This window comes from Klebsiella sp. KP20-425-1 (genome assembly GCF_025813515.1).
In the GTDB taxonomy this organism is placed as follows: domain Bacteria; phylum Pseudomonadota; class Gammaproteobacteria; order Enterobacterales; family Enterobacteriaceae; genus Klebsiella; species Klebsiella pneumoniae.
This window is the reverse complement of record NZ_CP109614.1, coordinates 5,014,856-5,027,349: the sequence shown is the minus strand read 5'-3', so window position 1 is coordinate 5,027,349 and position 12,494 is coordinate 5,014,856. Positions and strand designations below refer to the sequence as shown.

13 protein-coding genes are annotated in these 12,494 nt (G+C 58.1%); 10 read left to right on the top strand and 3 right to left on the bottom strand.

Going from position 1 to position 12,494, the window contains the following annotated elements:
* The first annotated feature begins 35 nt into the window (after positions 1-35).
* Positions 36-2,588, top strand: coding sequence for a class I adenylate cyclase (gene cyaA, locus OHJ17_RS24495; RefSeq protein ID WP_002883383.1), 2,553 nt, complete (start codon positions 36-38; stop codon positions 2,586-2,588).
* Positions 2,589-2,636: 48 nt separating this feature from the next.
* Here the strand turns inward: cyaA and cyaY are convergent, their stop codons facing one another.
* Complete coding sequence (cyaY, locus tag OHJ17_RS24490) at positions 2,637-2,957, bottom strand: iron donor protein CyaY (RefSeq protein ID WP_002883389.1); 321 nt, start codon at positions 2,955-2,957, stop codon at positions 2,637-2,639.
* Positions 2,958-3,103: 146 nt separating this feature from the next.
* On the opposite strand from cyaY, the gene lptM reads away from it, so the two are divergent.
* The 8 genes from lptM (at position 3,104) to corA (ending at position 10,018) form a co-directional block, all read left to right on the top strand.
* Complete coding sequence (lptM, locus tag OHJ17_RS24485; protein ID WP_002883392.1) at positions 3,104-3,307, top strand: LPS translocon maturation chaperone LptM; 204 nt, start codon at positions 3,104-3,106, stop codon at positions 3,305-3,307.
* Between the two features lie 35 nt (positions 3,308-3,342).
* Complete coding sequence (gene dapF / locus OHJ17_RS24480) at positions 3,343-4,167, top strand: diaminopimelate epimerase (protein ID WP_002883394.1); 825 nt, start codon at positions 3,343-3,345, stop codon at positions 4,165-4,167.
* A complete protein-coding gene (locus OHJ17_RS24475) occupies positions 4,164-4,871 on the top strand; it encodes a DUF484 domain-containing protein (protein ID WP_002883395.1) in 708 nt (235 codons plus the stop codon). Before dapF ends, OHJ17_RS24475 begins: the two co-directional genes overlap by 4 nt.
* Positions 4,868-5,770 carry a tyrosine recombinase XerC gene (xerC, locus tag OHJ17_RS24470; protein WP_002883396.1) on the top strand — a complete coding sequence of 301 codons (903 nt, stop codon included), beginning with the start codon at positions 4,868-4,870 and terminating at the stop codon, positions 5,768-5,770. Before OHJ17_RS24475 ends, xerC begins: the two co-directional genes overlap by 4 nt.
* Positions 5,770-6,486, top strand: a complete 717-nt coding sequence (gene yigB / locus OHJ17_RS24465) for a 5-amino-6-(5-phospho-D-ribitylamino)uracil phosphatase YigB (protein ID WP_032433739.1) — start codon at positions 5,770-5,772, stop codon at positions 6,484-6,486. Before xerC ends, yigB begins: the two co-directional genes overlap by 1 nt.
* Positions 6,487-6,549: 63 nt before the next feature.
* A complete protein-coding gene (gene uvrD / locus OHJ17_RS24460) occupies positions 6,550-8,712 on the top strand; it encodes a DNA helicase II (protein ID WP_012543235.1) in 2,163 nt (720 codons plus the stop codon).
* Positions 8,713-8,860: 148 nt separating this feature from the next.
* Positions 8,861-8,917, top strand: coding sequence for a YsgD/CorL family protein (gene ysgD / locus OHJ17_RS26495; protein ID WP_349815745.1), 57 nt, complete (start codon positions 8,861-8,863; stop codon positions 8,915-8,917).
* Between the two features lie 150 nt (positions 8,918-9,067).
* Positions 9,068-10,018, top strand: coding sequence for a magnesium/cobalt transporter CorA (gene corA, locus OHJ17_RS24455; protein WP_012543234.1), 951 nt, complete (start codon positions 9,068-9,070; stop codon positions 10,016-10,018).
* Positions 10,019-10,061: 43 nt separating this feature from the next.
* Here corA and rarD read toward each other — a convergent pair whose 3' ends face one another.
* Positions 10,062-10,955, bottom strand: a complete 894-nt coding sequence (rarD, locus tag OHJ17_RS24450) for an EamA family transporter RarD (RefSeq protein ID WP_002883402.1) — start codon at positions 10,953-10,955, stop codon at positions 10,062-10,064.
* Between the two features lie 48 nt (positions 10,956-11,003).
* On the bottom strand, positions 11,004-11,468 hold the full coding sequence (gene yigI / locus OHJ17_RS24445) for an acyl-CoA thioesterase YigI (RefSeq protein WP_002883404.1): 465 nt from the start codon (positions 11,466-11,468) through the stop codon (positions 11,004-11,006).
* Between the two features lie 152 nt (positions 11,469-11,620).
* On the opposite strand from yigI, the gene pldA reads away from it, so the two are divergent.
* Positions 11,621-12,481, top strand: coding sequence for a phospholipase A (gene pldA, locus OHJ17_RS24440; RefSeq protein WP_023286996.1), 861 nt, complete (start codon positions 11,621-11,623; stop codon positions 12,479-12,481).
* Positions 12,482-12,494 lie beyond the last annotated feature (13 nt).

Genomic DNA, 12,494 nt, shown 5'->3' with positions numbered 1-12,494 from the left:
TGTACCTCGGGTTTTTGAACATCAGGCGATATGTCTTGTACCTCTATATTGAGACACTGAAACAGAGACTGGATGCCATCAACCAATTGCGCGTGGATCGCGCGCTTGCTGCCATGGGACCCGCTTTCCAGCAGGTTTACAGTCTACTGCCAACGTTATTACATTATCATCACCCGCTGATGCCGGGTTACCTTGACGGTAACGTTCCCCGTGGCATTTGCCTCTACACGCCTGATGAAACCCAACGCCACTATCTTGAGGAACTGGAACTGCATCGCGGTATGCAGACTCAGGAGCCGCCGAAAGGCGAGCTGCCGATCACCGGCGTCTACTCGATGGGCAGTACTTCCTCCGTCGGCCAGAGCTGCTCTTCCGATCTTGATATCTGGGTATGTCACCAGGCCTGGCTGGATAGCGAAGAGCGCCAGCTGCTGCAGCGAAAATGCAGCCTGCTTGAGAGCTGGGCTGCCTCGCTCGGCGTGGAAGTCAGCTTCTTCCTGATCGACGAAAACCGTTTCCGTCATAACGAAAGCGGTAGCCTCGGCGGCGAAGACTGCGGTTCGACCCAGCATATCCTGTTGCTTGATGAGTTCTACCGCACCGCGGTGCGCCTCGCCGGCAAGCGTATTCTGTGGAATATGGTGCCGTGCGATGAAGAAGAGCATTACGATGATTACGTGATGGGGCTGTATGCCCAGGGCGTGCTGACGCCTAACGAATGGCTCGATCTCGGCGGCCTCAGTTCGCTGTCGGCGGAAGAGTACTTCGGCGCCAGCCTGTGGCAGCTGTATAAAAGTATCGACTCCCCCTATAAAGCGGTGCTGAAAACGCTGCTGCTGGAAGCCTACTCCTGGGAATACCCCAATAACCGCCTGTTAGCGAAAGATATCAAACAGCGTCTGCACGACGGGGAGATTGTCTCCTTCGGCCTCGACCCGTACTGCATGATGCTGGAGCGCGTGACCACCTATCTGCAGGCCATCGAAGATGAAACCCGCCTCGATCTGGTGCGCCGCTGCTTCTACCTGAAAGTTTGTGAAAAACTCAGCCGCGAACGCGCCTGCGTCGGCTGGCGTCGCGAAGTCGTCAGCCAGTTGGTGAATGCCTGGGGCTGGGACGAAAAGCGTCTGATGATGCTCGACAACCGCGCCAACTGGAAAATCGATGAAGTGCGCAAGGCGCACAACGAACTGCTCGACGCCATGATGCAGAGCTATCGTAATCTGATCCGCTTCGCGCGGCGCAATAACCTTAGCGTCTCCGCCAGCCCGCAGGATATTGGCGTGCTGACCCGTAAGCTGTATGCGGCCTTTGAAGCGCTGCCGGGGAAAGTGACGCTGGTAAACCCGCAAATTTCGCCGGATCTGTCGGAACCGAACCTGACCTTTATCCACGTGCCGCCGGGCCGCGCCAACCGTACCGGTTGGTATCTGTACAACCGCGCGCCGGACATGGAATCGATCATCAGCCATCAGCCGCTGGAATATAACCGTTATCTTAATAAGCTGGTGGCCTGGGCCTGGTTTAACGGCCTGCTGACCTCACGCACCCGCCTGTTTATTAAGGGCAACGGCATCGTCGATCTGGCGAAGCTGCAGGAGATGGTGGCCGACGTGTCGCACCACTTCCCGCTGCGCCTGCCGGCGCCGACGCCAAAGGCGCTGTACAGCCCGTGCGAAATCCGCCACCTGGCGATTATCGTCAACCTCGAATATGACCCAACCGCGGCCTTCCGTAACCAGGTGGTGCACTTCGATTTCCGTAAGCTGGATGTTTTCAGCTTCGGCGAAGAGCAAAAATGCCTGATCGGCAGCGTCGACCTGCTGTATCGCAACTCGTGGAACGAAGTGCGTACGCTGCACTTTAACGGCGAGCAGGCGATGATCGAGGCGCTGAAAACGATCCTCGGCAAAATGCACCAGGACGCCGCGCCGCCGGACAGCGTGGAGGTGTTCTGCTATAGCCAGCACCTGCGCGGCCTGATCCGCACCCGCGTACAGCAGATGATCTCCGAATGTATCGAACTGCGTCTCTCCAGTACCCGCCAGGATACCGGGCGCTTCAAAGCGCTGCGCGTCTCCGGCCAGACGTGGGGGCTGTTCTTCGAGCGGCTTAACGTTTCGGTGCAGAAGCTGGAAAACGCCATTGAGTTCTACGGCGCTATCTCGCACAACAAGCTGCACGGGCTGTCGGTGCAGGTGGAAACCAATCACGTTAAGCTGCCGGCGGTGGTGGATGGCTTCGCCAGCGAAGGGATTATTCAGTTCTTCTTTGAAGACGCGGATAACAACGACAGCGGCTTTAACATCTATATTCTTGATGAGAGCAACCGCGCCGAGGTCTATCATCACTGCGAGGGCAGTAAAGAGGAGCTGGTGCGCGACGTCAGCCGCTTCTATTCGTCATCGCACGATCGTTTCACCTACGGCTCCAGCTTTATCAACTTCAACCTGCCGCAGTTCTATCAGATTGTCGAGGTAGACGGGCGCACCCAGGTGATCCCTTTCCGCACTCAGGCGATTGCCGCCGCGATACCCACCAGCCAGGACGTTACCGCCTCGCCGGTGCTGCAGCAGCGCTACTCGTAGATTTGGCCCGGATAAGGCGCGATGCGCCGCTATCCGGGAAACACGTCATTAACGGAACTTCACCGTCTCACCGGCCTGCTGGCTCGCCGCCTGCTCCAGCAGATCCCAGAAGGTTTCGCCGCTGCGATCGCAGATCCACTCGTCGCCTTTGAGATCGAAGTGATAGCCGCCCTGTTTGGTGGCCAGCCACACCTGGTGCAGCGGCTCCTGACGGTTAATAATGATTTTGCTGCCGTTTTCAAAGCTGATGGTCAGCACGCCGCCGTTGATTTCGCAGTCGATGTCGCTATCGCCGTCCCAGTCGTCCAGACGTTCTTCGATGGTCATCCACAGGCTATCGGCCAGGCGATGGAATTCACTGTCGTTCATAATTTGATTCTGCTTTTTTGATTTTTGAAGATGGGTCGCAGTATAGCGCGAAACAAAAGCGCGCGCAGTCGGATGCTAAAGGCTTGCTTTTACGTCTTCTCCTGCGATGATAGAAAGCAGAAAGAATGAATCACGGGCAACTATCAATGAAAAACGTTTTTCCTACGCTTGCCGTTTTGTTTGCGATCTTCAGCCTGACCGGCTGCGGTCTGAAAGGGCCTCTCTATTTCCCACCGGCGGACAAAACCGCGCCGCCGCCGACCAAACCGGTTAACCCTGGCATTCAGAGCGCAACGCCGGATCGTAACGATCGTGGCGATACCGGTGGTCCGAGCCAGGTCAATTACTAACGATAACGTTCTGTTCCGCGCAACTGGAGTAGATGATGCAGTTCTCTAAAATGCATGGCCTTGGCAACGATTTTATGGTCGTTGACGCGGTAACGCAGAATGTTTTTTTCTCGCCGGAGCTGATTCGCCGCCTGGCGGATCGCCACCTTGGCGTCGGGTTCGATCAGCTATTGGTCGTCGAACCGCCCTACGATCCGGATCTGGATTTCCACTACCGGATCTTTAACGCCGACGGCAGCGAAGTGTCGCAGTGCGGCAACGGCGCGCGCTGTTTTGCCCGCTTCGTCCGGCTGAAAGGCCTGACCAATAAACGTGATATCCGCGTGAGTACGGCCAACGGGCGTATGGTATTAAGCGTAACGGAAGACGATCTGGTGCGGGTGAACATGGGCGAGCCCAACTTCGAGCCGTCCCAGGTGCCGTTCCGCGCCAACAAAGCGGAAAAGACCTATATCATGCGTGCCGCCGAGCAGACAGTATTGTGCGGCGTGGTGTCCATGGGAAATCCGCACTGCGTCATCCAGGTTGATGATGTGGATACGGCGGCGGTGGAAACTCTCGGCCCGGTGATGGAAAGCCATGAGCGTTTTCCGGAGCGCGCCAATATCGGCTTTATGCAGGTGGTCGGCCGGTCTCATATCCGTCTGCGCGTCTACGAACGCGGCGCGGGGGAAACCCAGGCCTGCGGCAGCGGCGCCTGCGCCGCGGTGGCGGTGGGGATCCAGCAGGGGCTGCTGGCGGAAACGGTACGCGTGGAATTACCCGGCGGTCGTCTTGATATCGCCTGGAAAGGCCCGGGCCAGCCGCTGTTTATGACCGGCCCGGCGGCCCATGTCTATGATGGATTTATTCATTTATGAAACCAATCGGGGAAGAACAGCAGGAGGTTGCCAGCGCGTTGAACGATCGCGCAGTGGTGGACTATCTGTTGCAACATCCTGAATTTTTTATTCGTAATGCCGCCCAGGTCGAACATCTCCGCGTCCCGCATCCGGTACGTGGTACGATTTCGCTGGTGGAGTGGCACATGATGCGGGCGCGTAACCATATTCATGTGCTGGAAGAGAATATGTCGCTGCTGATGGAGCAGGCGGTCGCTAATGAAAGCCTGTTCCAGCGCCTGCTGCAGCTGCAAACGCGGCTGGCGGCGGCGGAGAGCCTCGACGATATGCTCAACCGCCTTCACCGCTGGGCACGCGAGCTGGGGCTGGCGGGCGCCACGGTGCGCCTGTTTCCTGACTGCTGGCGCCTCGGCGCGCCCTCGAAGTTTACCCATCTGGCATTAAACCGGCAGGCGTTTGAGCCGATCCGTATTCAACGTCTGGGCCAGGCGCGCCACTATCTTGGGCCGCTGAACGGCCCGGAGCTGCTGGTGGTGCTGCCGGAGGCGAAGGCCATTGGGTCTGTGGCGATATCGCTGCTGGGGGGCGATAATGCCCCGGGGGTGATGCTCTTCAGCAGCCGCGATGCGCAGCATTATCAGCCAGGGCAGGGGACGCAGCTGTTGCAGGAGATTGCCCAGATGCTGCCCGGCCTGCTGGAGCGCTGGATTGAACGCGCATGACCGATTCTCCTCTCTTCTCCGCCGTCGCCCGCTTTCTTCGCCATCTTGGCGTTGAACGCCAGCTCAGCCCGATCACGTTACTGAATTACCAGCGACAGCTGGACGCGCTGATCGCCCTGGCGGATGAGGCGGGCCTGAAAAGCTGGTCGCAGTGCGATGCCGCTCAGGTGCGAAGCTTTGCGGTGCGTAGTCGCCGCGCGGGGTTAGGCCCGGCAAGCCTGGCGCTTCGCCTGTCGGCGCTGCGCAGTTTCTTCGACTGGCTGGTCGGCCAGGGCGAGCTCAGCGCCAATCCGGCGAAGGGGATTGCCGCGCCGAAAATTCCCCGCCACCTGCCAAAAAATATTGACGTCGATGACGTCAATCGACTGCTGGATATCGATCTCAACGATCCGCTGGCGGTGCGCGATCGGGCGATGCTGGAGGTGATGTACGGCGCGGGATTGCGTTTGTCCGAACTGGTCAACCTGGATATCAAACACCTCGATCTCGAAAGCGGTGAGGTCTGGGTGATGGGCAAAGGCAGCAAGGAGCGTCGTTTGCCGATCGGTCGCAACGCGGTGGCATGGATTGAGCACTGGCTGGATTTGCGCGGCCTGTTCGGTACCGACGACGACGCGCTGTTTTTGTCGAAGCTGGGCAAACGTATTTCGGCGCGCAACGTACAGAAGCGATTCGCCGAGTGGGGCATTAAGCAGGGGCTGAACAGCCATGTGCACCCGCACAAGCTGCGCCACTCCTTTGCCACCCATATGCTGGAGTCGAGCGGCGATCTGCGCGGCGTGCAGGAGCTGCTGGGGCATGCTAACCTCTCCACCACCCAAATCTATACCCATCTTGATTTTCAACACCTTGCCTCGGTGTACGATGCCGCGCATCCGCGCGCTAAACGGGGGAAATAATGCGTTTTTACCGACCTCTGGGCCAGATTTCCGCGCTGACGTTTGACCTGGACGATACCCTTTACGATAACCGCCCGGTGATTGACCGGACGATGCACGAGTCGCTGGCCTTTGTGCGCAGCTACCATCCTTCGCTCAGCCAGTTCGACGCCCATGAGCTTAATCAGCTGCGTCAGACGCTGCTGGCTGCTGAACCTGAGATTTATCATGACGTGACCGTCTGGCGCCACCGTGCGCTGGAGTTAGGTATGCGTAATGCCGGGCTCTCCGCCGAAGCGGCGAAAGCGGGGGCCGATGCGGCGATGGAACACTTCGCTCACTGGCGCAGCCGCGTCGATGTCCCGCAGGAAACGCACGATACGCTGGCGAAGCTGGCGAAGAAGTGGCCGCTGGTGGCGATTACCAATGGCAACGCCCGCCCGGAACTGTTCGGTCTGAGCGACTATTTCCGCTTCGTGCTGCGCGCCGGGCCGGATGGCCGCTCCAAGCCGTTTGCCGACATGTACCACCTTGCGGCGGAGCGTCTGAATGTGCCGCTCGGGAAGATTCTGCACGTCGGCGATGATCTGACCACCGACGTGGCCGGCGCTATTCGCTGTGGGATGCAGGCCTGCTGGATCAAACCGCAAGGCGCGGACCTGATGCACACCGCGGACAGCCGCCTGCTGCCGCATATTGAAATTTCACGGTTGGCATCTCTGACCTCGCTGATATAATCACCAGTCACTCTGTATATATTAACAGGGGTTCGTGGAACCCCTTCTCTTCCGGCGGTGCCAATGGACGTTTCTTACCTGCTCGACAGCCTTAATGACAAACAGCGTGAAGCCGTAGCGGCCTCGCGCACCAATATGCTGGTTCTGGCAGGGGCGGGCAGTGGTAAGACGCGCGTTCTGGTGCACCGTATCGCCTGGCTGCTGAGCGTGGAGAACTGTTCCCCGTATTCCATTATGGCGGTGACCTTTACCAACAAAGCGGCGGCGGAGATGCGTCACCGTATCGGCCAGCTGATGGGCACTACCCAGGGCGGCATGTGGGTAGGCACCTTCCACGGCCTCGCGCACCGTCTGCTGCGTGCGCATCATCTGGACGCCAACCTGCCGCAGGATTTCCAAATCCTCGACAGCGAAGACCAGCTCCGTCTGCTGAAGCGTCTGATTAAGGCGATGAATCTCGATGAGAAGCAATGGCCGCCGCGTCAGGCAATGTGGTACATCAACAGCCAGAAAGATGAAGGGCTGCGCCCGCATCACATTCAGAGCTACGGCAACCCGGTCGAGCAGACCTGGCAGAAGGTCTATCAGGCCTACCAGGAGGCCTGCGACCGCGCCGGGCTGGTGGATTTCGCCGAGCTGCTGCTGCGCGCGCACGAGCTGTGGCTGAACAAGCCACATATCCTGCAGCACTATCGTGAGCGTTTCACCAATATCCTTGTCGATGAATTCCAGGACACCAACAACATCCAGTACGCCTGGATCCGCCTGCTGGCGGGCGATACCGGCAAAGTGATGATCGTTGGCGATGATGACCAGTCGATTTATGGCTGGCGCGGCGCGCAGGTCGAGAACATTCAGCGCTTCCTCAACGACTTCCCCGGCGCGGAAACTATTCGCCTGGAGCAGAACTATCGTTCAACCAGCAATATTCTTAGCGCTGCCAACGCCCTGATTGAAAACAACAACGGGCGCCTGGGCAAAAAGCTGTGGACCGACGGCGCCGACGGCGAGCCGATTTCGCTGTACTGCGCCTTCAACGATCTCGACGAAGCGCGCTTCGTGGTGAACCGCATTAAAACCTGGCAGGAGAACGGCGGCGCGCTGGAGCAATGCGCCATTCTCTATCGCAGTAACGCCCAGTCGCGCGTGCTGGAAGAGGCGCTCCTGCAGGCCAGCATGCCGTACCGTATCTACGGCGGTATGCGCTTCTTCGAACGTCAGGAAATCAAAGATGCGCTCTCTTACCTGCGCCTGATTGCCAACCGTAACGACGATGCCGCCTTTGAGCGGGTGGTCAATACGCCGACCCGCGGCATCGGCGATCGCACGCTCGACGTGGTGCGCCAGACGTCGCGCGATCGTCAGCTGACGCTGTGGCAGGCCTGCCGCGAGCTGCTGAAAGAGAAAGTGCTGGCTGGCCGAGCCGCCAGCGCTCTGCAGCGCTTTATGGAGTTGATTGACGCGCTGGCGCAGGAAACCGCCGATATGCCGCTACATGTTCAGACCGATCGGGTGATTAAAGACTCCGGGCTGCGCGCGATGTACGAGCAGGAGAAAGGCGAGAAGGGCCAGACCCGTATTGAAAACTTAGAGGAACTGGTGACGGCGACGCGCCAGTTCAGCTACAACGAAGAAGATGAAGACCTGATGCCGCTGCAGGCGTTCCTCTCTCACGCCGCGCTGGAAGCGGGCGAGGGGCAGGCGGACACCTGGCAGGACGCGGTTCAGCTGATGACCCTGCATTCGGCGAAAGGGCTGGAGTTCCCGCAGGTGTTCATCGTCGGCGTCGAGGAGGGGATGTTCCCGAGCCAGATGGCCCTTGATGAAGGCGGCCGTCTGGAAGAGGAGCGTCGTCTGGCCTACGTTGGCGTAACGCGCGCCATGCAGAAGCTGACGCTGACCTACGCCGAAACCCGCCGTCTGTACGGCAAAGAGGTTTACCATCGCCCGTCGCGCTTTATTGGAGAACTGCCGCAGGAGTGCGTAGAAGAAGTGCGTCTGCGGGCCACGGTGAGCCGTCCGGTAAACCACCAGCGACTGGGGGCGCCGATTGCCGAGAGCGATACCGGCTACAAGTTAGGTCAGCGGGTGCGTCATCCGAAGTTTGGCGAAGGCACTATCGTCAACCTCGAAGGCAGCGGCGAGCACAGCCGGCTGCAGGTGGCTTTTCAGGGCCAGGGAATCAAATGGCTGGTGGCGGCTTACGCGCGGCTTGAGACGGTGTAACTTTAAGAAAAATATCATTATTTTGTAATATTCTGCTACCTTTATACGTTAAGGCGCCTGATTTGCGCTTTCGCGTTCCGTTGCGTGTTGACGCCGATTTTGCGCTGGCGTAACATGCGCGCACGATTACGCTAAGAGGACATTCGCCTTGGACACACCCAGTAGATGCTGGCTCAACTTCCTGTCATTCAGGAACAACTCCTAAGGCTATCCTCTTATGCTGATAGCCTTAGCGGTTGTCAGCGACCTGCCCTATTCCCGTCGCGCTGAGTCAGGCTTAATGGTCTGAAACCCAATTTGTTTCTGTGTGCCCACCGAACTGTCCGATAATTTTTTTGCATTGGGAGTCCCGGTCATGCTGAGCGCATTTCAACTGGAAAACAATCGTTTAACGCGCCTGGAAGCCGATGAGATCAAGCACCTCGCCAGCTCGGTGTGGGTCGATCTGGTCGAGCCTGACGACGATGAGCGAAGCCGCGTGCAGACGGAACTGGGTCAGAACCTGGCGACGCGCCCGGAACTGGAAGATATCGAAGCCTCCGCGCGTTTCTTTGAAGATGAAGATGGGTTACACATCCACTCGTTCTTCTTTTTTGAAGATGCCGAAGATCACGCCGGCAACTCTACCGTGGCGTTTACCATCCGCGAAGGTCGCCTGTTCACGCTGCGCGAGCGCGAACTGCCCGCTTTCCGCTTGTACCGTATGCGCGTGCGCAACCAGACGCTGGTCGACGGTAACGCCTATGAACTGTTGCTCGACCTGTTCGAAACCAAAATCGAGCAGCTGGCGGATGAAATTGAAAATATCTACAGCGACCTGGAAAAGCTGAGCCGCGTGATTATGGAAGGCCATCAGGGCGACGAGTACGATGAAGCGCTGTCGACGCTGGCGGAACTGGAAGATATCGGCTGGAAGGTCCGCCTCTGTCTGATGGATACCCAGCGCGCGCTGAACTTCCTGGTGCGTAAGGCGCGCCTGCCGGCGGGCCAGCTGGAACAGGCGCGGGAGATCCTGCGCGATATCGAATCCCTGCTGCCGCACAACGAATCACTGTTCCAGAAGGTGAACTTCCTGATGCAGGCGGCGATGGGCTTCATCAACATCGAGCAGAACCGCATCATCAAGATCTTCTCGGTGGTGTCGGTGGTGTTCCTGCCGCCAACCCTGGTGGCGTCCAGCTACGGGATGAACTTTGAATTTATGCCGGAGCTGCACTGGAGCTTCGGCTACCCGGGGGCGATCGTCTTTATGATGCTGGCCGGCCTGGCGCCATATCTCTACTTCAAGCGTAAAAACTGGCTGTAAAAAAAGGGAGCGTCGGCTCCCTTGTTTATTGTCAGAGGCCGGCTTAGCCTCTGCGCAGCCGGCGCTGGGTATACAGCGCATCGACGATAAATACCGCCAGCGCGACCCAGATAAAGCCGAAGGTCACCATTTTATCCTTGCCCGGCACTTCGCCGTAGAACGTCACCGCCAGCAGGAACATCAGCGTTGGGCCGATGTACTGGAAAAAGCCCAGCGTGGAGAGCCGCAGGCGCGTTGCCGCGCCAGTGAAGCACAGCAGGGGAATGGTCGTGACCACGCCCGCGGCCATCAGCAGCAGATTGAGCGACCAGGGGTTCTCCCCCATATGGCTGGTCGGGCTATCAGTGATGCCAAACAGCCAGATTGCCGCCACCGGCAGTAGCCACAGCGTTTCCACCAGCATGCCGGTCTGCGCGTCGACAGCGATTTTCTTCCGCACCAGGCCGTAAAAGGCAAAACTGAAGGCCAGCCCAAGGCCGATTATCGGCAGCGAACCAAAGGTCCACAGCTGGACCAACACGCCGCAAAAGGCGAGGATCACCGCCAGCCACTGCAGGCGACGGAAGCGTTCGCCGAGGAAAATCATCCCCAACAGAATATTTACCAGCGGGTTGATAAAGTAGCCGAGGCTGGCTTCCAGCATATGGTGGTTATTCACCGCCCAGATGAACAACAGCCAGTTACCGCCGACCAGCACTGCCGAGAGCGCCAGCAGGAAGATCTTGCGCGGCGTCTTCAGCAGCTTTTTCACCTGCGGCCACTGGCGGCTGACGCTGATGAGCGCCACCATGAAGAAGAAGGACCAGATCACGCGATGGGTCAGAATTTCATCGGCGGGAACATAGTAGATAAGTTTGAAGTACGCTGGCGCGATACCCCAGATAAAGTAGGCGGCGAGGGCCAGAATGATCCCCAACCGCGTCTGTTTCGCATCCATCGGTAAAATCCATTGCCAAAGAGAGTGATGTTACTCGATTTTGGCCAATCAACCCACCATATAGGTGGCCGTTGCGCTGGCAATATAGACCTGAGCTTCGTTATGCAGTTCCACGCGGGCAACCGCCACTTTATTGCCGGCGCGCAGCAGGGTGCTGGTGGCGGTAAAACGTTCGCCGCGGCCCGGACGCAGGTAGTCCACGCGCAGGTCGATGGTTCCCATACGGGAAAGCCGCTGGCGCAATTCTTCTTCGTTGATGGTGTCATGGCGGGTAAGGGTACTGCCGACGCAGACCAGGCCAGCGGCAACGTCCAGCGCGGAGGCGATCACCCCGCCATGCAGAATGCTTTGCGCCCAGTTGCCGACCATCATCGGCTGATTATTAAAGCTAAGCTGGGCAAACGCTTTTTCGTAGCGTTCCAGTTCGAGACCGAGGGCGCGGTTAAACGGCATGTGATAGACGAAAATCTCCCCTACCAGTTTCAGGGCTGCTTCGGCAGTAAGTTCAGACATAACACCGGTTCCATTCGTTAATAAAATGTTGATTTTATGCTTCTAAAATATTGATTTCCACTTTCGGAGCGGATTAGGGGGCAGGTGATTAATAAACAGGTAGAATGGCTTCAGGTTAAACAAAAATAAAAACTATTTTTCAGGAGACCAGCATGCGTATCTCTTTGACCTGCCTGGTGGCGCTGTGCGCGCTACCGGTCGGTGTTATGGCGCAGGACGCGTCGGTACACGACAAACCGGCAGTGCGCGGCAGCATTATCGCCAACCTGCTCCAGGACCATGATAATCCTTTCCTGCTCTACCCTTATGAGAGCAACTATCTGCTCTATACGTGGACCAGCGACCTCAATAAAGAGGCGATCCGCAGCTATGACTGGGCCGAAAATGCCCGTAAAGATGAAGTGAAGTTTCAGCTAAGCCTGGCGTTCCCGCTGTGGCGCGGTATCCTGGGCGATAATTCGCTGCTGGGCGCGTCCTATACCCAGAAATCCTGGTGGCAGCTCTCTAACAGCAAAGAGTCGGCGCCGTTTCGCGAAACCAATTATGAACCCCAGCTGTTTTTGGGCTTTGCGACCGACTACCAGTTTGCCGGCTGGACGCTGCGCGATATCGAGATGGGGTATAACCACGACTCGAATGGGCGTTCCGACCCCACCTCGCGCAGCTGGAATCGGCTTTATGCCCGCCTGATGGCGCAAAACGGTAACTGGCTGGTGGAAGTGAAGCCCTGGTATGTGGTGGGCAACACCGATGATAACCCGGATATCACCAAATATATGGGCTATTACCGGCTGAAGGTGGGCTACCAGCTGGGAGAGGCGATCCTCAGCGCGCAGGGGCAATACAACTGGAACACCGGCTACGGCGGGGCGGAACTTGGCGTGAGCTATCCCATTACCAAACATGTTCGCGCCTATACGCAGATCTACAGCGGCTATGGCGAGTCGCTTATCGACTATAACTTTAACCAAACGCGCGTCGGCGTCGGGCTAATGCTCAACGATCTGTTTTAATCGTTGCACTCTG

Bases quoted from the DNA above. Each gene is read 5' to 3' on its own strand.
- pldA (WP_023286996.1), top strand. From the start codon at position 11,621: ATGCGTATCTCTTTGACCTGCCTGGTGGCGCTGTGCGCGCTACCGGTC.
- yigB (WP_032433739.1), top strand. From the start codon at position 5,770: ATGCGTTTTTACCGACCTCTGGGCCAGATTTCCGCGCTGACGTTTGAC.
- corA (WP_012543234.1), top strand. From the start codon at position 9,068: ATGCTGAGCGCATTTCAACTGGAAAACAATCGTTTAACGCGCCTGGAA.
- dapF (WP_002883394.1), top strand. From the start codon at position 3,343: ATGCAGTTCTCTAAAATGCATGGCCTTGGCAACGATTTTATGGTCGTT.
- OHJ17_RS24475 (WP_002883395.1), top strand. From the start codon at position 4,164: ATGAAACCAATCGGGGAAGAACAGCAGGAGGTTGCCAGCGCGTTGAAC.
- uvrD (WP_012543235.1), top strand. From the start codon at position 6,550: ATGGACGTTTCTTACCTGCTCGACAGCCTTAATGACAAACAGCGTGAA.
- xerC (WP_002883396.1), top strand. From the start codon at position 4,868: ATGACCGATTCTCCTCTCTTCTCCGCCGTCGCCCGCTTTCTTCGCCAT.
- rarD (WP_002883402.1), bottom strand. From the start codon at position 10,955: ATGGATGCGAAACAGACGCGGTTGGGGATCATTCTGGCCCTCGCCGCC.
- cyaY (WP_002883389.1), bottom strand. From the start codon at position 2,957: ATGAACGACAGTGAATTCCATCGCCTGGCCGATAGCCTGTGGATGACC.
- yigI (WP_002883404.1), bottom strand. From the start codon at position 11,468: ATGTCTGAACTTACTGCCGAAGCAGCCCTGAAACTGGTAGGGGAGATT.
- lptM (WP_002883392.1), top strand. From the start codon at position 3,104: ATGAAAAACGTTTTTCCTACGCTTGCCGTTTTGTTTGCGATCTTCAGC.